Below are 17,348 nucleotides of genomic sequence, written 5' to 3' on the forward strand. Positions count from 1 at the left end.
CCACCACCGCCACCACCGCCACCAAACCATCCTGCACTGCTCGCTCCCGAAGTCGCATCCGTCTCCGTGCCGCCGATAAATCCAAGCGGCGCATCTTTCTCCACGCGCAGAAAGTCGGTCAATATCATAGCGGCGATCCCAATCCCCAGTACGACGATCAGATAGTGAAGGGGCTTCAGCTTTTTGCTCCCACTGTTTCCTTCCCATAGCTTCTTCAGCTTTTCCAGCATCTTACTCACCTCGCTTTTTAAGCCACATCCGTTACTGTTTTTCTCCTTGGTGAGACTCGTCCGTAACGACCACTTGATCGCTCGTCAGGCCCCATTGTTTTGCTATATCTTCAGCGATCTTCGCATACGTAGGATCTTGCTTTTGCGAAGCCGCTTCGATGTCTTTTCGCGTATCCGTCACGGTTTGCCCGTTCAGCTGAATCGAAACTGGTTGAACCGGCTTGATTGGCGTGATCGAAGACTTTCCTTTCTGCTCGCTATCCCCCACGCTCAGCTCGATTTTTTCCAAAGCGGGCTGCTGGGGATTTTGATAGTTCACCTGGATTTCCACATGCTGGACCTCCATGCCGTACTCGTCTTTGACCTTTGCTATCACGGCCGCCTCCACTTGCGATTGGACGTATGCTGTCACCTGTGCGTCCTGCTGACCCAGCAGCTTGTCAGTGACGCGCTTCCATTCCACTGCAGCGGGCTTGTTCAACTCCTGCTGGTATCGGTCAAGCCGCAGCGCCAGGTCATCCTGCGACAGGCTAAACAAGGAGAAAACGGGTGAGATGATCGTCAGCAGCAGAATAAGCCCCATCACCATCTTGACGTATCGCTGCAAAGTCGTATTGGGCAAGATCAGATCGAGAAAGGCTGCCAAGAGCACGAGCAAGATGATTTTTTTTAGCCAGAGCGTTAACCAGTCCATTTGATCACCTACCGAACCATCATGGAGATGTTGCCCGCTGCAATAATGATGGTAATCGCCAGAAAAAACATCAGTCCCACCGTTGCCAACGCGGCGAAAACGAACAACAGACTTTTGCCGATCGTTCCCAGTGCGCTAATGATCGGGCTATTTCCTAAAGGCTGCAATACCGCGGATGACAGATTGTAGATCAGTGCCAGCACCAAAATCTTCAGGGCTGGGAACGCACACAGCATGATCAGGATCACCACACCTGCCAATCCGACTGCGTTCTTGACCAGCAGCGAAGCATTGAGCACGGTATCTGCTGCATCGGAGAACACCCTGCCGACGATGGGAATGAAATTTCCGGTGATGTATTTGGCTGTTCGCAAGGTAACGCCGTCGGTTACAGCTGAGGTCGCTCCCTGGATCGAGATCACCGCCAAAAAGATAGTGAGAAACGACCCGAGTACCCCCATCGCGATGTTGCGCAGCAGCGTTGCAAGCTGTGTCACTTTATACCGCTCGGAAAAGAGACTGACGATCGACAGCATCGCAGAAAGGAAGAGCAAGGGAAACACGACGTAGGAAATCATCATGCCGCTGATGTTGATCATGAAGATAATGAGCGGATGAAACATCGTCGCCGTTGCCAGGTTCCCCACGGACGCCAAGAGCGCGATTACCAGTGGAATCATCGCGAGCATGAAGTCGGACATGTCGGTAATTGCATCCTTGGCGTAAGAAATGGCGACGTGAAAGCTGTTGATGGCAAGTACCATCAAAACGAGGTACGCAATCGAGTAAGCTACTGTGGAAACAGCGTTTCGCTCAAAAGCATTTTGCATGGTCTCCAGGATCATCGCGAACACGGTAATGATAATAATGGAGCTGAGCAGCTTGCCGTTCATCAAAATTTCGTGAAAGACAAATTTGCCCATTCCTTTAAGAACTCCTGAGATACTCAGCTCGCCCTGCTGCATGAGCAGTTGAATAAAGCCCGGTGATTGAAGGTCAGGCAGGTAGCCTTTGTACTCGCGCTGCAGCTGCTGCCAATACTGCTCTACCCGCTCCAGCTGCAAATGGTCGACCTGCTCTTGAACCATTTGATTAATCGGTCCGGAGGTGGTTGTCCCCTCGGCAGACGCACCTTCAAACGGTACAAACAGGAATAGCAGGAAGAGTACGATTATTTTGCCTGTACGCACCACGGACTTCATCCCTCCCCTCATGCAGGCAGCAAGTCGATGACTGTTTCGATAATGATCTGGATAATCGGTACCGCCATGACCAGGATAAGAACCTTGCCAGCCAGCTCGATCTTGGAAGCGATTGCCCCTTGTCCCGCATCTCTCGTCATCTGTGCACCGAATTCAGCAATGTACGCAATTCCAATAATTTTGAGGATCGTTTCCAGAAATACGAGGTTCAGATCAGCCTGGACGGCCAACCGTTCGAGGATCCGGATTACTTCGGCGATTTTTCCTACGAGAAAGAAAAAGATGATGACGCCACTCGCGATCGCCAGCAAAAAGGCGAACATCGGCTTCTGTTCCTTGATGACCAGCGCGAGAATGGTAGCCACCAGCCCAAGTCCGACGATTTGTACGATTTCCATCTGCCCTTGCCTCCTCAGTTAAAAAGGAAGACACGTTTCACCTCGGTAAACAGATCGCCAATGTAGTGGGATACCATGTACAGGACGATGACAAACCCGACCAGCGTAGCCCAATGCGCGATTTCTTCCTTCCCTGCCTGCTTGAGTATGGCATGCAGGATCGCTGTGATAAATCCTACTGCACCGATCTGGAAAACAGGTGTCAAATCAAAACCCACTGTGAACACCTCGCCTTTAGAACATCAGGATGACGACCAGCAGTCCACCCAAAAACCCGAGACTCTTGTACATCTTTTCGTATTTCGCTTGCTCGACCCGCGCTTCTTCCTCCAAGCCCCGTAAATGGGTGACAGCGAGACGCAGATGTTTTTGCTGGTCTTCCCGGTCGGAGGAACCGAGTACTTGCGAAAGGCTTGCCAGCACATCGCCTTCTTGCTTACGCAGCGCTGTCTGCGACCAATGACGGCTCATCGCTTGCCGTAGAGAATCTTCAGCGGAGTGTGCCTTTTCTGTCACTAAGAGCTCTGCAGCGAAGACAAACATTTTGCCGACTTCCTCGTTTACGCGATTGCCCACCTTTACAAACGCGCGGTGGAGAGGGGTCAAGCCGTAGACGATTTCCGTCTCCAGCATTTGCAGGGCGACGAGCAGGGCGCGAAGTTGGATCGGGCGGTACGCGTAATAACGTCCAATTTGCCAGCCGACCATGGAAGCGGAAAACAGGATCAGCACTGCTCCAATCAGCTTGACCATGCCACCCTCTCCTTTTCCACTAGTTTTAATTGCTGGTCGTAAATAGCTTGGATCGTTCCGACTCCTTGCGCGCGACTCAGCACGATGTAGCGAGAGAAGGCGCCATACTGAATCAGCTTGCCAAGCATCGGTCTTTGTGACACCTCAGAAACATCAGCCCCATGTGCCGAGCAAATGACGGCGACACCCGCGTGAATCGCTTCCCAGACAGCCTCTCCGTCTTCCGGTCTGCCTACTTCGTCTACGATCAGAACATCCGGGGACATCGAGCGAATGAGCATCATCATGCCGGCAGCTTTGGGACAAGCATCAAGCACATCGGTACGTGGGCCTACATCTCGCTGGGGCACTCCTTGGAGGCAGCCTGCCAGCTCCGAACGCTCGTCCACGATCCCTACCTTGCGACTCGACGCCCATTCACTCCCGTAGCTGATGGAACGGGCCATGTCACGCAGCAGCGTCGTTTTCCCGCATTGCGGCGGGGAGATGAGTAACGTATTTTGCAGTTTCCCCCCGTCGAACAAGTACGGCATGACCTTCGTCGCTGCTCCTTTTTTCTCGCGGGCGATCCGGATGTTGAAGCTCGTTACATCCCGAATCCCCTTTACTTCACCTCTGTCCAGCACCACCTTGCCCGCAATACCGATCCGGTGACCACCAACGACAGTGATGTACCCGCGCTTCAGCTCTTCCTCCAGCGCGTACAGGGAATGCTGGCTTACCTGATTTAGCAGTTTCACTGCGTTTTCCTCGGTAAACAGCCACCCTTGCTTGGCAATCGCTGTAAGCTGGCCGCTAGGTGTCACATAGCTGGATTGTTGGCCGTAACGGATTTCTAGTGGCTGATTTTGCCGAAGCCGTATTTCCTCCAGATGCTCTCTGACCGCGGAGGGGAGGGCGGTCAAAATGCTTCGTACGGAAGCGGGCAAGATCGCCAGTATCTCTCTCACAGCAGTAACCCTCCTTTTGTGGCCAGATATTCATCCAGCCTTTGTCCACATTGACTTACCTCCATCCTATGCATGGCTGGACGAGATTTATGCTAACAAAACTCTACGAGTCCTCCTCAACTTGCATCCTGTACTCTCGCAGAATTCTACTTTTCCTCCACTCAAAAACTCGACGGAGGAAGCCTTCTGTGATCCCATTTGCCCCCGTGCAGGTTCAACTTGCGTCACGCTGCCCTGCTGCTGGATCAGAATCTTTTCCCATCTTATCTGCACAAAAAAATCGCCCTGCACGATACGCACAGGACGGGCTGCACAAGCCTCGTTTTCAGAAGCTTTTAGGTGGGATTGATAGCTTCGATATCCGATCCCGTATGATACGGCTCGATGACGAAATGATAGTAACCGTCTTCATCTATACCCTCATGCAAGAAAATCATCTCCTGACAAGACGGGCAAGCAAATTCATACGTGGTTTCCAAATGATCTTCGTCGTCCACGGATTCGTACACGCGGGCATCCTCATCATCATCCAGATCGTAGTAGGTAACGTATTCGTCATCCTCGTCCTCGCAATCGGTGACAGTCTCATAGAGCTCCTCCTCGTTGTCAAACAGGATCAGCTCTACATCCTCCAAATCTTCATCGATCGCTTCCATGTAATCCTCTGTTTCCTCGATCCTCATATGCAGCTCGCGAAATTCATTTTGCATCTCATCCAGAATACCCACGATTTCTACCAGCAGCTTGCCTTCTGCACTCTTTTCACTCACATCCAGTCCATCTGCCAGACCGCGCAAGTATGAAATTCGCCCTGTCAACGTTTCGAGCATGATCATTCCCCTCCTCTTGTCCATTCCTTCCTCTATCATTCCCAGAGGAGTAGATGGTTACCAGTGGAAGGAATTGGGGATTTATTTGCGCACCCCTATCAAAATGCACGAAATGCCGACCAAGATCCAAGCCAGCTTGGAAAAGCTGATACGATCCGACATCCCCAGAAGACCGATAGTGGTCGTCGTAATCAAGATAATGGGTCCCACAATCGCCAGCCCGGAATTAATTAAAAGAGCTTTTTCCACTTCGTTTACTTTCAGGATCAACAGAGCAGCCAGGATTTCCAAGCTCCCAGACAGTATGCGCAGCGCTGCCATGCCGATAATCGCTTTTTCCCACATTTCGCTCGTCCTCCCTTTCTTCCACTCTATGCTTGTACCTAGTTCGCTCAGCACTCCTCTGGGCAATCGCCTAGAGACGCAAGCCTTCACTCCTGCTCAGCAAGAGGCATACACTGAACCATACGCCTAGAAGAAATGAGGAAACAGCCTATGCTAGACTGCGACCACCCTTTTTTGCCCGTTCATTGGGCAAATCCCTCCGGTTCCAGGCGAGAAAAGCCACGGGCAGAGGGATTGACGATGGTCATTGACAAGGGCGTCGGACTTACCGCCTATCGAGATCTGCTGGAAATGGCCTCTCCTTATATGGATATATACAAGTTAGGCTTTGGCACAGCGGCTCTGTATCCTGATGAGCTGCTGAGGCAAAAAGTGCATCTAGCAGTCCAGTACGGGCTGCACATTATGCCAGGCGGCACTTTCTTTGAGATCGCCCTGAGACAATCCCCCGTCTCCGCTTACATGAAGGCGATCAAATCGGCTGGCTTTAACGCTGTGGAGATTTCAGACGGTACCTTTCCGCTGAGCGCAGAAAAGCGTAGAGCTGCTATCACGGCAGGATGTGAAGCTGGACTGTTCGTTTATTCCGAGGTAGGGAAAAAGGCTTCGGATTATCGAGCGGAGCGTGAAGAGCTTTTAAAGACGCTGCAGGCAGACCTAGAAGCTGGGGCCAGTCATGTGATCGTGGAAGCGAGAGAAAGCGGCACGGTAGGCATCTTTGACAAAAACGGCAGTGCAGATGACACCTTTATACGAGATGTCGTCAGAGCTGCAGGTGAACGGGCGAGCCGTCTCATCTGGGAGGCTCCCCAAAAAGAACAGCAGGTGCTGTTGATCTGTACACTCGGCACAAAGGTAAATTTAGGGAATATCCACTATCAGGATGTCTTGTCAGTGGAGACACTTCGTCGAGGCTTACGGGGAGACACTGCTGCCATCATGGAGGCAGGGAGGCCTGCCGCGTGCGAATAGAAGTTGTTCCATCCGTAGAGGAAATACGGTTCGACCAGATTAGCAACCATGTGGTCATCGTGATCGACGTTCTGCGCGCCTCCAGTACCATTGTAACGGCTCTTGGCAACGGCTGTGTTTCCGTCATTCCCGTAGAGACAATCGGTCAGGCCAACGCTTTGCGCACAGCGGGCTGCCTGCTGGCTGGCGAGCGTCACTGCCGCAAAATCCCGGATTTTGATTGCAACAACTCGCCCACTGAAATCGCTGCTCGAACATTAACTGACAAACAGCTGATCCTGACCACTACAAACGGAACACGTGCCATCCAAAAGGCAGAACGAGCCGCTGCCCTTCTGATTGGCTGCTTCCTCAATGCTACTGCCTGTATGTCTCACGCTCTGAGCTTTCATCTGGACGTCACACTGTACTGTGCAGGTACGCGCTCCGAGTTCGCCCTCGAGGATGGATTGGCAGCGGGACTCATGATCGCGCAGGCACAAAAAATGGCACCTCATTTTCAAGTCTGCGATCTCGGAGAGGCTCTCAAGGCAAGCTACTTGTATTTTGCGGACAGAATCAGTGAGCTTTTGCCGCAAACCACTACGGGAAAACGCCTGATGCAGCATCATTTTGCGGACGATGTATCCTACTGTGCAAAAGTGGATCAGTACCGACTCGTTCCCTACATCAAGGAGAAACGCATACTCCCACACCTTGTCTCATAAAGTGAAAGGAGAACAGGAACAGGGGTTTTGATGCCAATGATGTCTGGAGAAGTGATGCTCGTCATCCTAATCGTGATAGGGTTAATAGGCCGTTCACCGATCATCGCTACTGCCGCGAGCATCCTTTTGGTTCTGAAGCTCACGGCGCTGGAACGTTTTTTTCCTTCCGTAGAAAGACGCGGGCTGGAGCTGGGGTTGCTTTTCCTGACGATCTCCGTCCTCGTTCCCTTTGCCAGTGAAAAAATATCGTGGAAAGATGTGCTCCCCTTATTCACTACCGTCGTCGGCTTGACTGCACTGGCGGGCGGAGCACTTGCCACCTGGATGAACGGCAAAGGACTCGATCTGCTTCGGACCGAGCCCCATATGATCGTCGGCTTGGTCATTGGCTCGATTATTGGTATCGTCTTTCTGCGGGGCATTCCGGTCGGCCCTCTCATGGCTGCGGGCATAACGGCTTTCGTGCTGAAGCTGTGGGAATGGCTCGGGGGACGATAATACAAAAAGGCAGTACCCTTCGAGTGGGTACTGCCTTTCTTTCGTCTTTCCCTTTTTATGCGCGAGAAACGTATGCTTCGGTACGCGTATCGATGATCAGACGCTCGCCTTCTTCTACGAAGAGAGGTACGTTGACAACGAATCCTGTTTCCAGGGTAGCTTTTTTCGTTACGTTGGAAGCAGTGTCGCCTTTTACGCCTGGCTCACACTCGGTAACCACGAGTTCAACAGTGTTTGGCAGCTGAATTCCGATGGTTTCACCGTTGTACTGCATGATTTGCACGTTCATGTTTTCTTTGAGGAAACGAAGTTCGCGCTCGATTTGGCTGCGAGTGAACGTCATTTGCTCATACGTTTCCGTATTCATGAAAGTGTAGTCATCGCCGCTTGCATACAGATATTGCATTGTGCTGGATTCAATCCGCGCAGGGTTTACTTTTTCTCCGCCGCGGAAGGTCATTTCAGTCGTATTGCCGTTACGCAGATTGCGCAGTTTGGAACGAACGAATGCCGCACCTTTACCCGGTTTTACGTGTTGGAATTCAAGAACCGTGTAAATGTTGCCGTCTACTTCGATCGTCAAACCTGTCCGAAAATCGTTCACAGAGATCATGGTAGTCCTCCCAAATCAATCGATAACAGAATAAGTATAAATTACACCGGCAAAATGATCAACTCTTTCGTAGACTTGTTCAGAACCTCGTGTCCGTCAGCTGTGATCAGCACGTCATCCTCGATCCGAACGCCACCTACGCCACTAACGTAAATTCCTGGCTCCATCGTAACCAGCATGCCTGGCTCCAATACAAAGGTGCTGACAGTGGAGAGGCTTGGCAGCTCATGCACCTCAATACCCAAACCATGTCCTGCACTGTGGCCGTAGCAGTCACCATAACCCGCTGCCGCGATAATGTCGCGAGTTGCAGCGTCCGCTTCTTTCCCTGTCACACCCGGCTTCAACGCCTCCACACCGGCGAGCTGGGCACGCAGAACGATGTCGTAGATTTCTTTCATTTTGGCACTTGGTTCACCTACGGACAAGGTACGGGTAATATCGGAATTGTAGCCTTTATAAGCCGCGCCAAAGTCAAGGGTAACCATTTCACCGGCTTGAATGATTTTTTCACTTGCACGACCATGTGGCAGCGCGCCGCGAGGACCAGAAGCCACGATCATGTCGAATGCAGAACCAGACGCGCCTTGTTTACGCATGAAAAATTCCAGTTCCAGCGCTACGTCTTCTTCGCGCACTCCCGGTCGGATATAGCTTTGAATATGCGCAAAACCTGCTTCGGCAATACGCACCGCTTCTCGAATGATGACCATTTCGGACTCATCCTTGAACATGCGGATCTTTTCCAACAGGCCGTTTGTCGCTACCAGCTCCACGCCATCAAAAGCTTTGCTCCACTCTTGATGAGTATGGAAAGAAACAGAGCTTTCAAATGCCAAACGCTTTACTCCTTTTTCTTTCAGAAGCTTTGCGATCGCTTCTACTGCTTTGCGTTCGTTGTTCACAACCGTGAAGTGAGGAGCTTGTTCCCCAGCCTGCTCCACATAGCGGAAATCCGTTACGAGAAACGCTTCCTTTTCGGTTACGACGACCCACCCCGTAGAACCGGTGAATCCACTAAAATAAAATCGGTTTTCCGCTTTTTCTGTGATCAGAGCATCTGCCCCCACATTTGCCAAAGCCTCGCGCAATTTGTCCAGACGTTGTTGCATGACAACCTCCCCTTTCTATGAACAACCCATTGGTCTATTTTTTCTCGATTTTACGAACCAAGGCACGCAATGCCCACTCGTATCCGTCTGTTCCCAAGCCGACTACCTGCCCAACGACAACAGGGGCGATCACGGATTGATGGCGGAATTCTTCTCTCGCATGAACATTGGAGATATGTACTTCAATGGTTGGCAGAGCCACACTCGCAAAAGCATCGCGGATCGCGTAGCTGTAGTGTGTAAATGCACCTGGATTGATTAGGATCCCATCATGCACGCCTTTTGCGCGATGAATGGCGTCGATCAGCACGCCTTCGTGATTGGACTGAATGTGCTCCAGTTCGCCACCCAGCTCTTGCATCACCTTGCGCAGGTTTGTGACCACGTCCTCTAGCGTTTCACTGCCGTATACTCCCGGTTCCCGCAATCCCAATAAATTGAGATTCGGCCCATTCAGCACCAGAACGGAAGCCATCGTTCATCCCTCCCAGGTAGAATTTCTCACAAAAAGTTTTTTTACTAATGAAACATTTTACCACAAGCCTTGCAGAGTTCAACTGTCGATCCGCTGTTTTAAGAAAGATGGCAAGATTCGCACGCTAACGGACAGAAATGGGCGTTTCCACCCATCAGTAGGAAAGCTGCTATTCCTCATCGGATGCCTCAAGGGTCAAGGTCATCCCGATAAACAACCCGTAAGACAAATACCAAGCAGCTTCTGTACTTAACGTGGACATCTCCCAATTCCCGATCCGAAAGAAAAATCCTGCTACCAAGAGCATAACAGCCCCCAGTACCAATCCGCTCCACCACACTCTCAGCTTGCCAAACAGCGTGGAAAAAATAGCGGAGACGATCAGCGACTCTACAAACAGAAAGATAACTCCCAGACCGAGAGCAGCAAGGGACTTCTCATCGATTCCAGCGAGGATCGGACGCGCGAACGATCCTAAACCATAGGGGGTCAGATTTAAAAAATGGGCAGTCAAACGGATGATTCCCCAGAAGATTGTCCCCCAGAGGGCGACCTCCAATATTTTTTTCGATGCGCTCTGTTCCGTTCGCTGCTCTTGTCGATGTTGTTCACTCTGTCTTCCCCGCAAACCTCTAAAACTTCTCCGAGTTTTCGTTGCATCCACTCTCCATCACCTCGCCACTAGTATGTGCGTTGCTGCTGTTTTTCACTAATTGTTGACATTTGCTTGTTAGGCCATGAACTGTATGTAGCTTCAAGACTCTATTTCCGTTAATATAGGGAATAAGGATGGTGATTCAAGTTGGCGCAGCAAATCGTACCCAGCTACGGTGGTCAGGCCGTCATTGAAGGTGTCATGTTCGGTGGCAAATCCATGACCGTCACAGCTATTCGGAAAAAAAATCAAGAAATTGAGTATTTTGAAGCACCCCGTACGGAATATAAATGGATTACTCCCTTGAAAAAGATTCCGTTCTTGCGTGGGGTTGTTGGATTGATCGAATCCGCTGCAAACGGGGCCAGACATCTGAACTTTGCCTCTGAACGCTACAACTCAGAGTCCGGCGAAGAAGTGACAGAGAGTCCTTCCCGCTTGACGATGATTCTCGGCGTAACCCTCGTAGGTGTCCTGTCTTTCTTGTTTGGGAAATTTGTCTTTACGCTCGTCCCTGTATTCCTAGCCGAGTTCCTTCTGGGAAAATGGGTCCCGGATGGTGTCCCGCAGACCCTTGCAGAGGGCGGCTTCAAAATTATTCTGCTTCTCGGCTACATCACCGCGATTGCGAAAGCACCGATCATCAAAAGGCTGTTCCAATATCATGGGGCAGAACACAAGGTGATTAACGCATTCGAGTCCGGGGTAGAATTAACAGTAGCCAATGTACAAAAATTTTCCACCTTGCATTATCGTTGCGGTAGCAGTTTTCTCATATTCACGGTGTTCGTTGGCGTAGTGATTTACTCCCTGTTCCCTTATGACTCCCTGACGGAACGAGTCATACAGCGCATCGTTCTCCTGCCAGTCGTAATGGGCGTCTCTTATGAGGTGCTGCAATGGACAAACAAGCTCCGCGATACACCTGTCCTGCGTTTTTTGGGATACCCGGGATTGTGGCTGCAAAGAGTAACAACCCGTGAACCGGAAGACCATCAGGTGGAAGTGGCCATCGCCTCCTTCCTGAAAATGCGTGAGCTTGATCAACAACAGGTCCAAGAGAGAATGGCAGCGAATTGATAACGTGAGGCATTTTTGAATCTCTCAGAGGTGAGGCCCTATGTTACGCCGCATTCCACCAGTGATTTTAATCGTGATGTTGCTGGCCATTTACGGTTTTCTGTTGACGTTCATCGAAGACCCTGTGAATACGTTGATCATTCTGGGGTTGTCTGCCTTGCTCATCATCGTAGTGCGCAACTACTTGCGTACAGGATCGTTTTTCCAGCGTAGCAGCGGGCCTCGCAAACCGAAGCCAACCAAGCCGAAGTCGCCTGGATTGCGACAAGCGACCAAAAAGCAAGCTCCCACCCCCAGGAGAGATCATCCTTTCCGTGTCATTGATGGCAAAAAAGGAAAGGCCAAGCAAAAACAGGACGACCAAAACTCACACAACAACATTTCGCATTAAACGAAAAAGAGACAGACAGCCGGTTGCAGCTGTCTGTCTCTTTTTTTATTCCCCTTTTCTTACACCAGATGCTTGGGGGACGTATTCCGAAAAACCTTGACGTACTCCTCGAAGTCCCATTTCCCCAGAAAGCGCTGCGCCGATTCCTCCCCCGACGTGAACAGCTTTTGACGAAGCTCGAGAGGCATTTGAAACTGAGTAGCCCGAATCCCAAGGGTGTTGATGAATATGGTGCGGACAGCACTTGCTTTCTCTACGTAGAGTCTGTCGTGCGCGTCCAGCATCGTCGTCAACAGGCCTCGCGTAAACGAAAAGAGCCCGTGTATAGGTGTCGCTTCCGTTTCGATCTTATTGTCGTGCAGACGAAATCCGATCGTCGGCCACTGCGGTTTGCCTGGCACATCAAATAACCAAACCGGATAGTTACTGAGTAAAGCCCCATCGACAATATAATGGTTCTGTCCCTCGCTTTGCAGATGAGCAGGCTGAAAAAAGAAAGGAATGGAGGAGGACATCCGCGCTGCTTTTGCAATCGGGAAATCATTTGGGTCTATATCGTAGCGCGGCAAGTCATCCGGCAAAACCAGCATCTTGCCCGCAGTTACATCTGATGCAACTATTCGCAGCTTTTCCGGCGGCAGATCCCCGAATGTACGTATCCCCTTGCGACGCAGCAAATCCTCTATAAACAGCTCCAAGCGATCTGCTCGAAAGAGGCCTTCGTGAAACACAAGCTCAATGATCGGGCCAATCACGGGAAGACGCCCCAGCCCTTTTCGCTGAAGAAAAAATAGATAATCCATTTCTTCAAAAATCGGCTTCAGCTCCAGGCTGGTATAGCCAGCGCTCAGTAAGGCGGCTACAATCGAGCCAGCCGATGTTCCCGCGACTTTTTCCCAGGTGTATCCATGCTCCTCCATGACCTTCAAGGCTCCGATAAAAGCGATCCCCTTCACCCCTCCACCTTCAAAGACCGCGTCCGCTTTCATCTGCTCGCCCCCTGTGACTGGAATTCTTAGTCTCTTTACCAAATATAGGGGGATAGCCTATCCATTACGACTAGAAAACTCGGAATTGCCGAGCATTTCTATACGAAAGCTTGACTGCGCCAAGAAAGTCTTGCTTTCTCACTTCGTTCGAAGTCTCGCTATGTAGCACGTATACAAGCTCGGAATCTTTTACTTTTTTTCTGCACAAGAAAAGCGTAAGCCACATCGCTGCCTACGCTCTCATTTCCCCACCTATGCTATTCTTCTTTTTGCTCATCTTCCTGACGAATGCGCCGCAGCTCTTCCATCCGGATGGGATCTGCCTGAAAGTATTGAACCAAATATTCCAAGCAAGTGATAGACTCCCAGCTCAAGTGGTGTTCGATCCCTTCCACGTCCTGATAAATATGATCTTCATCGACACCAATCACCCGCATGAATTCTTCCAGCAGGCTATGACGATCAACGAGCCGTTTGCCTATCTTTTTCCCTTTTGTCGTCAAAACAAGACCACGGTACTTTTCGTAGACAAGGTATTTGTCTTTGTCCAGCTTTTGTACCATCTTCGTAACCGAAGAGGGATGTACTTCCAACGCTTCAGCAATATCGGAGACACGAGCATAGCCCTTTTCTTCAATTAAGCTGTAAATGCGTTCCAAATAGTCTTCCATACTCGGCGTCGGCATGTGAACCCCTCATTTCAAACCGTATTTCTGACGTCCTTCAAAAAAAATCGGGTTTTCGCCAAAGAGCGCAAGCCATCATTTTTCATATACTATCGTTTCCGTATAGTACAAAAAAGCACGTAGAAATATAATACCGCGTAATGAAAACGATTTGCAAGGGGAACCTGCCTTAGTGGACCTGTTTTTCCGTTTGCGGGTTCATCGATTGGATGTACTGGACAAGTTGTTTGCCCAGCAATTCAAATCGGGCCTGCAGACGCTCGTCCTTTAGCTTACCTTCCGGTGTGAATGCATTGTAAGCATTGGAGATGCTCGGACTTGCAGGAAGCGGCCATGCATGCAAATTGCGCATGATGAGTTGCAATGTGTTGACTGTATTGGTTGCCCCCATACTTCCCCCTGCAACTCCGATAATGGCGACCTGCTTATCCCGCAAATGGCGACCTTCCAAAAAGTCCAAGCTATTTTTCAGCGCCCCTGTCATCGTACCGTGATACTCGGGTGAACCGATGACCAGCCCGTCTGCTTCCGTAATTTTCTGGATAAAATCATGAACCACCTTTGGATAGGTGGAGGATTCCTCGCGATTGTCATATATAGGCATTGGCCACTCACCCAGATGAATGAGCTCTACTTTTGCACCTGCCGTTTTTGCTGCATCAAGAACGATGCTCACAGCCTTTTTCGTAGTGGAATCGGCGTTCATGCTCCCGGAAATTCCTACAATTTTCACGAAACGTCACCTCGTCTTCACTTATTTACCTGTTGTCCTTATCCATTATATGCAATTTACCATAAATAGCAAACATTAAAGTTTAATTAGTATCCTCGGTTCTGAACAAGCCTTGCATCCTCATACACTTGTACCAAGCTGGAAATAAGGATGATGCCTATGGACAAAGGCGCTTGGCAAATCGCCGTTCTTTTTGCAGGAGCTGCCCTTGGGGGTACGTATCTGGGTGGATATGAGTGGCTGCGATTCTTTGCTTATTTCGGTTCTTGGGGAACGATCGGGGTGGTGCTCGCCAGTCTTGCCCTCGGATGGTTTGGCTATTCTGTTTTGAGTATTTGTTATCGTGCCCATATCCGTTCCTTGCACGAGCTATTTTTGCACTGGTTCGGGGAAGCGTTTGGTCCTACGCTTTCCGTTCTTACTCATTTGTTTTTATTAGCGTATGCGGGCGTCATTACGGGACAGTTTGCGATGCAGGCACCAGCTGGAGCTTCCCCGCTCCTCTTTGTCCTAGTCCCCTTGCTTGTCGCCATTGTTTGGCTGCAAAAGGGCTGGTCATGGCTGATTACCGGGATGTCTGTCTCCCTCGCTACAGGGTTTCTGCTTTTCGGAGTGATCTTCCTGGAACAACCCCATGTTCCGATCCCCAATCTCGGTTATCAGATGAACCTGAACTGGATCGTTCATGCCCTGCTGTACGTAGGACTGCACTTTTTGCTCTGCCTGGCAGTAGCCATTCCTTTGGTAAAGCATGTCGCGCACCACCAATCCATTCGACTCGGGGTTGGCATCGGCTCCTTGCTGTTCTTTCTCCTTCTGATCACCGGACATGCGATTTTGCTGTCTTACTGGCACGATGTTCATGCTTCTGCATCGCCATTCAAGCTGATCATGCTGCAGCTGATCCCCAAGGGTGACTGGCTGCTCGGCTTGTTTTCCCTCTTTCATGGGGGCGTCCTCATCGCAGCAATCCTGTACGCGCTCGCCGAGCCTATCACAGACCGCCATGATCTTCATCTCCTGCCACTGCTCCTGGTGATGCTGTCCTTTCTTGCCCTTTTTGCCCTGCTCCCCATGGCGTTAAGCTGGAGTGTCCCGCTCATTGCCTCGGGTACTACCTACTGCGGCCTCAGCCTGTTAATTCGCTTCATCTGGAAACACCAAGCTCCCAAATAAACGGATCCCCTGGGCAAATAGACTCCAGGGGTCTTCGTCTACCTATACAGGCAGCGTAATATGTACGGTCGTTCCTTTTTCCGGCTCACTCTCGATCGTTAAACTGCCTCCGTGTTCTTCCAAAATGCGATAGCTGACCATGAGGCCAAGTCCTGTTCCATTTTCCTTCGTCGTATAAAACGGCTCTCCCAGACGTGGTATACGGATTGGATCGATCCCTTTCCCTGTGTCACGGATGCTGATACGGATACGTGATGCGGCAAGTCTCGAGCTTTCCACGTAGATATCTCCCCCCTCTGGAAGTGCCTCAATCGCATTCTTGCAGACATTAATGAAGACCTGCTTCAATTGATTTTCATCACAAGAAATAGTCGGCAGGCTCCTCTCGAGATGGTCGTGAAAGATGACGTTGTTCATGTTTGCCTGGCTTTCGAGCAAGGAGATGACATCATAGATGATTTGCGTCGGTTTTTTGTCCTGGAATTTCATCTGCTTAGGCTTGGCCAAAACCAGCAGCTCGCTCACGATAAAATTGATCCGGTCCAGCTCTGCCAGCATAATTTCGCAGTAGCGCGGGTCAGCGAGCGAGGCTTGCAGTAGCTGCACAAACCCTCGCAAGGACGTTAGCGGATTTCGAATTTCATGCGCAATACCTGCGGCCAGCTGTCCGATCGCAGAGAGCTTGTCCGTTTGTCGCAGCAGTTCTTTCGTGTGCATGACCTCGGAGACATCCCGAGAGACAATCATGACACTGTCGAGCCTTCCCGCTTCATCCAGAATGGGGTTGTACCTGGATTCGATCGAGATCCAGTGCCCTTCCTGATGTCGGATCCGAAACACAGTCGTCGTCCCGCTGCACTTTTCCCAATCCCGAGTGAAAACCTTTGCGACCATAGCCAGATCGTCTGGATGAATCAAACCGGCGAGTTCATCCGGCTTCATCGCGACAAGCTCATGGATGGGGTAACCAAGCTGCTTCGTGTGGGAAGCAGATGCGTACAGAACGTTGCCACTTGGCTGATAGACAAAAATCATATCCGACATATTTTCTGTGATCAGGCGATAATTGGCTTTACTCGCTTTGAGCTCCTGCTCGATTCTTTTTCGCTCTGTCAAATCTCGAGAGCATCCGATTATCCGTACGACCTCTCCCCTCTGATTGAAAACGGGGGTCAACGTATAAGAAACCGCGAGCGGCGATCCGTTCTGGTGTACCCACGTTTCACAACCACTGGCGGTACTGCCCTGCAAAACCTGGGTGTACATCGCTTGAATATCTTCACTTCGTTTTTTATGTAGATGCGGCTGTTTTTTTCCGAGCAGCATTTCTTCTGTGTATCCCGTCAGCTCCGCGTAGGCGTGATTGATACGCTCAATTCTGCCCTCTGCATCCATGATCGCGATCGCATCAGTGGGATGCTGCAGCAAGACTTCCAATAGCTCCCGCGTTTGCTCCAGGTCGGCTCCTCCCTGCCTGCCCCGATGAAAGGTGCGCCAGTTCCCATACAGCAGCCAGATGATTCCCCCGCCTAGAATTACAGGAATGACACTGAGATGCGGTGTGTTGATCAGCTGTTTATTCGACGCGAGCAAATAAAGAGTGAACGGGAACCACCCCGCGAGGAATAGAACAAGAATGAATAAAGGATGATACCCAATGCGATTCATTACGACCTCCACGATCTTTGGTGTGCGAACTTCGGTTTTATGTGAGGATGGATAGCTAGGAAGTATGTCGTATAATCCGTGACGCTCATTCACAAAAATCAGATAATGGAGAATTTTTTTAGGACTCTTAAAAATTATACGACTTTTCTAAGTTCGTGACCATTCCTTGTCACTCGACATTGTTCGACACA

Annotated in this window: 22 protein-coding genes and 1 pseudogene; 6 read left to right on the forward strand and 17 right to left on the reverse strand. The window is 50.5% G+C overall.

The window, feature by feature from the left end; genetic code table 11:
- The 9 genes and pseudogenes from EDM55_RS12575 to EDM55_RS12615 form a co-directional block, all read right to left on the reverse strand.
- Window positions 1-230, reverse strand: a pseudogene (locus EDM55_RS12575) (stage III sporulation protein AG); the annotation flags it as partial.
- Between the two features lie 31 nt (window positions 231-261).
- The gene (gene spoIIIAF, locus EDM55_RS12580) at window positions 262-924 is read right to left on the reverse strand and encodes a stage III sporulation protein AF (protein WP_092268125.1); all 663 of its coding nucleotides are present in this window, start codon (window positions 922-924) and stop codon (window positions 262-264) included.
- 8 nt (window positions 925-932) lie between these two features.
- Window positions 933-2,117, reverse strand: a complete 1,185-nt coding sequence (gene spoIIIAE, locus EDM55_RS12585) for a stage III sporulation protein AE (protein WP_092268215.1) — start codon at window positions 2,115-2,117, stop codon at window positions 933-935.
- Between the two features lie 17 nt (window positions 2,118-2,134).
- Entirely contained in the window at window positions 2,135-2,524 is a 390-nt protein-coding gene (gene spoIIIAD, locus EDM55_RS12590) for a stage III sporulation protein AD (protein ID WP_092268124.1), read from the reverse strand.
- Window positions 2,525-2,538: 14 nt separating this feature from the next.
- Window positions 2,539-2,742 carry a stage III sporulation protein AC gene (spoIIIAC, locus tag EDM55_RS12595; protein ID WP_055743465.1) on the reverse strand — a complete coding sequence of 68 codons (204 nt, stop codon included), beginning with the start codon at window positions 2,740-2,742 and terminating at the stop codon, window positions 2,539-2,541.
- 16 nt (window positions 2,743-2,758) lie between these two features.
- A complete protein-coding gene (gene spoIIIAB, locus EDM55_RS12600; RefSeq protein ID WP_092268123.1) occupies window positions 2,759-3,277 on the reverse strand; it encodes a stage III sporulation protein SpoIIIAB in 519 nt (172 codons plus the stop codon).
- Complete coding sequence (spoIIIAA, locus tag EDM55_RS12605; RefSeq protein WP_092268122.1) at window positions 3,265-4,227, reverse strand: stage III sporulation protein AA; 963 nt, start codon at window positions 4,225-4,227, stop codon at window positions 3,265-3,267. The genes spoIIIAB and spoIIIAA overlap by 13 nt, the downstream gene beginning before the upstream one ends.
- A gap of 335 nt (window positions 4,228-4,562) precedes the next feature.
- On the reverse strand, window positions 4,563-5,057 hold the full coding sequence (locus tag EDM55_RS12610; protein ID WP_092268121.1) for a CD1247 N-terminal domain-containing protein: 495 nt from the start codon (window positions 5,055-5,057) through the stop codon (window positions 4,563-4,565).
- 81 nt (window positions 5,058-5,138) lie between these two features.
- Window positions 5,139-5,402, reverse strand: a complete 264-nt coding sequence (locus tag EDM55_RS12615; protein ID WP_092268120.1) for a DUF2619 domain-containing protein — start codon at window positions 5,400-5,402, stop codon at window positions 5,139-5,141.
- Between the two features lie 150 nt (window positions 5,403-5,552).
- Between EDM55_RS12615 and comA the strand changes: the two genes are divergently transcribed.
- The 3 genes from comA to EDM55_RS12630 are packed head-to-tail and all read left to right on the forward strand — an operon-like array spanning window position 5,553 to window position 7,579.
- Window positions 5,553-6,374, forward strand: a complete 822-nt coding sequence (gene comA / locus EDM55_RS12620) for a phosphosulfolactate synthase (protein WP_092268119.1) — start codon at window positions 5,553-5,555, stop codon at window positions 6,372-6,374.
- Complete coding sequence (locus EDM55_RS12625) at window positions 6,365-7,081, forward strand: 2-phosphosulfolactate phosphatase (protein ID WP_092268118.1); 717 nt, start codon at window positions 6,365-6,367, stop codon at window positions 7,079-7,081. The genes comA and EDM55_RS12625 overlap by 10 nt, the downstream gene beginning before the upstream one ends.
- A gap of 36 nt (window positions 7,082-7,117) precedes the next feature.
- Window positions 7,118-7,579 carry a DUF441 domain-containing protein gene (locus tag EDM55_RS12630; RefSeq protein ID WP_092268117.1) on the forward strand — a complete coding sequence of 154 codons (462 nt, stop codon included), beginning with the start codon at window positions 7,118-7,120 and terminating at the stop codon, window positions 7,577-7,579.
- Window positions 7,580-7,634: 55 nt separating this feature from the next.
- Here EDM55_RS12630 and efp read toward each other — a convergent pair whose 3' ends face one another.
- The 4 genes from efp to EDM55_RS12650 form a co-directional block, all read right to left on the reverse strand.
- Window positions 7,635-8,192, reverse strand: a complete 558-nt coding sequence (efp, locus tag EDM55_RS12635) for an elongation factor P (protein WP_092268116.1) — start codon at window positions 8,190-8,192, stop codon at window positions 7,635-7,637.
- Window positions 8,193-8,233: 41 nt separating this feature from the next.
- Window positions 8,234-9,304 (reverse strand): M24 family metallopeptidase, encoded by a 1,071-nt coding sequence (locus EDM55_RS12640; protein WP_092268115.1) that lies wholly within the window; start codon window positions 9,302-9,304, stop codon window positions 8,234-8,236.
- Between the two features lie 34 nt (window positions 9,305-9,338).
- Window positions 9,339-9,779, reverse strand: coding sequence for a type II 3-dehydroquinate dehydratase (gene aroQ / locus EDM55_RS12645; RefSeq protein WP_092268114.1), 441 nt, complete (start codon window positions 9,777-9,779; stop codon window positions 9,339-9,341).
- A 169-nt stretch (window positions 9,780-9,948) separates the two neighbouring features.
- On the reverse strand, window positions 9,949-10,407 hold the full coding sequence (locus tag EDM55_RS12650; protein ID WP_092268113.1) for a YqhR family membrane protein: 459 nt from the start codon (window positions 10,405-10,407) through the stop codon (window positions 9,949-9,951).
- Between the two features lie 174 nt (window positions 10,408-10,581).
- Between EDM55_RS12650 and EDM55_RS12655 the strand changes: the two genes are divergently transcribed.
- Both EDM55_RS12655 and EDM55_RS12660 read left to right on the forward strand, forming a co-directional pair.
- Entirely contained in the window at window positions 10,582-11,514 is a 933-nt protein-coding gene (locus EDM55_RS12655) for a DUF1385 domain-containing protein (RefSeq protein WP_170184310.1), read from the forward strand.
- 40 nt (window positions 11,515-11,554) lie between these two features.
- On the forward strand, window positions 11,555-11,905 hold the full coding sequence (locus tag EDM55_RS12660) for a hypothetical protein (protein ID WP_122960490.1): 351 nt from the start codon (window positions 11,555-11,557) through the stop codon (window positions 11,903-11,905).
- Window positions 11,906-11,964: 59 nt separating this feature from the next.
- On the opposite strand, the gene EDM55_RS12665 is transcribed toward EDM55_RS12660, so the two are convergent.
- The 3 genes from EDM55_RS12665 to EDM55_RS12675 all read right to left on the reverse strand — a co-directional run bounded on the left by EDM55_RS12665 (window position 11,965) and on the right by EDM55_RS12675 (window position 14,313).
- Window positions 11,965-12,894 (reverse strand): patatin-like phospholipase family protein, encoded by a 930-nt coding sequence (locus EDM55_RS12665; protein WP_092268111.1) that lies wholly within the window; start codon window positions 12,892-12,894, stop codon window positions 11,965-11,967.
- A 257-nt stretch (window positions 12,895-13,151) separates the two neighbouring features.
- Complete coding sequence (gene mntR, locus EDM55_RS12670) at window positions 13,152-13,580, reverse strand: transcriptional regulator MntR (protein ID WP_092268110.1); 429 nt, start codon at window positions 13,578-13,580, stop codon at window positions 13,152-13,154.
- Between the two features lie 169 nt (window positions 13,581-13,749).
- A complete protein-coding gene (locus tag EDM55_RS12675) occupies window positions 13,750-14,313 on the reverse strand; it encodes an NADPH-dependent FMN reductase (protein WP_122960491.1) in 564 nt (187 codons plus the stop codon).
- A gap of 159 nt (window positions 14,314-14,472) precedes the next feature.
- Here EDM55_RS12675 and EDM55_RS12680 point away from each other — a divergent pair, with 159 nt between their 5' ends.
- The gene (locus EDM55_RS12680; protein WP_122960492.1) at window positions 14,473-15,489 is read left to right on the forward strand and encodes a YkvI family membrane protein; all 1,017 of its coding nucleotides are present in this window, start codon (window positions 14,473-14,475) and stop codon (window positions 15,487-15,489) included.
- A gap of 42 nt (window positions 15,490-15,531) precedes the next feature.
- Here EDM55_RS12680 and EDM55_RS12685 read toward each other — a convergent pair whose 3' ends face one another.
- On the reverse strand, window positions 15,532-17,157 hold the full coding sequence (locus EDM55_RS12685; protein ID WP_092268107.1) for a PAS domain-containing sensor histidine kinase: 1,626 nt from the start codon (window positions 17,155-17,157) through the stop codon (window positions 15,532-15,534).
- Between the last annotated feature and the right edge of the window lie 191 nt (window positions 17,158-17,348).

It is taken from the genome of Brevibacillus centrosporus, from assembly GCF_003710815.1.
GTDB classification, from domain to species: Bacteria; Bacillota; Bacilli; order Brevibacillales; family Brevibacillaceae; genus Brevibacillus; species Brevibacillus centrosporus.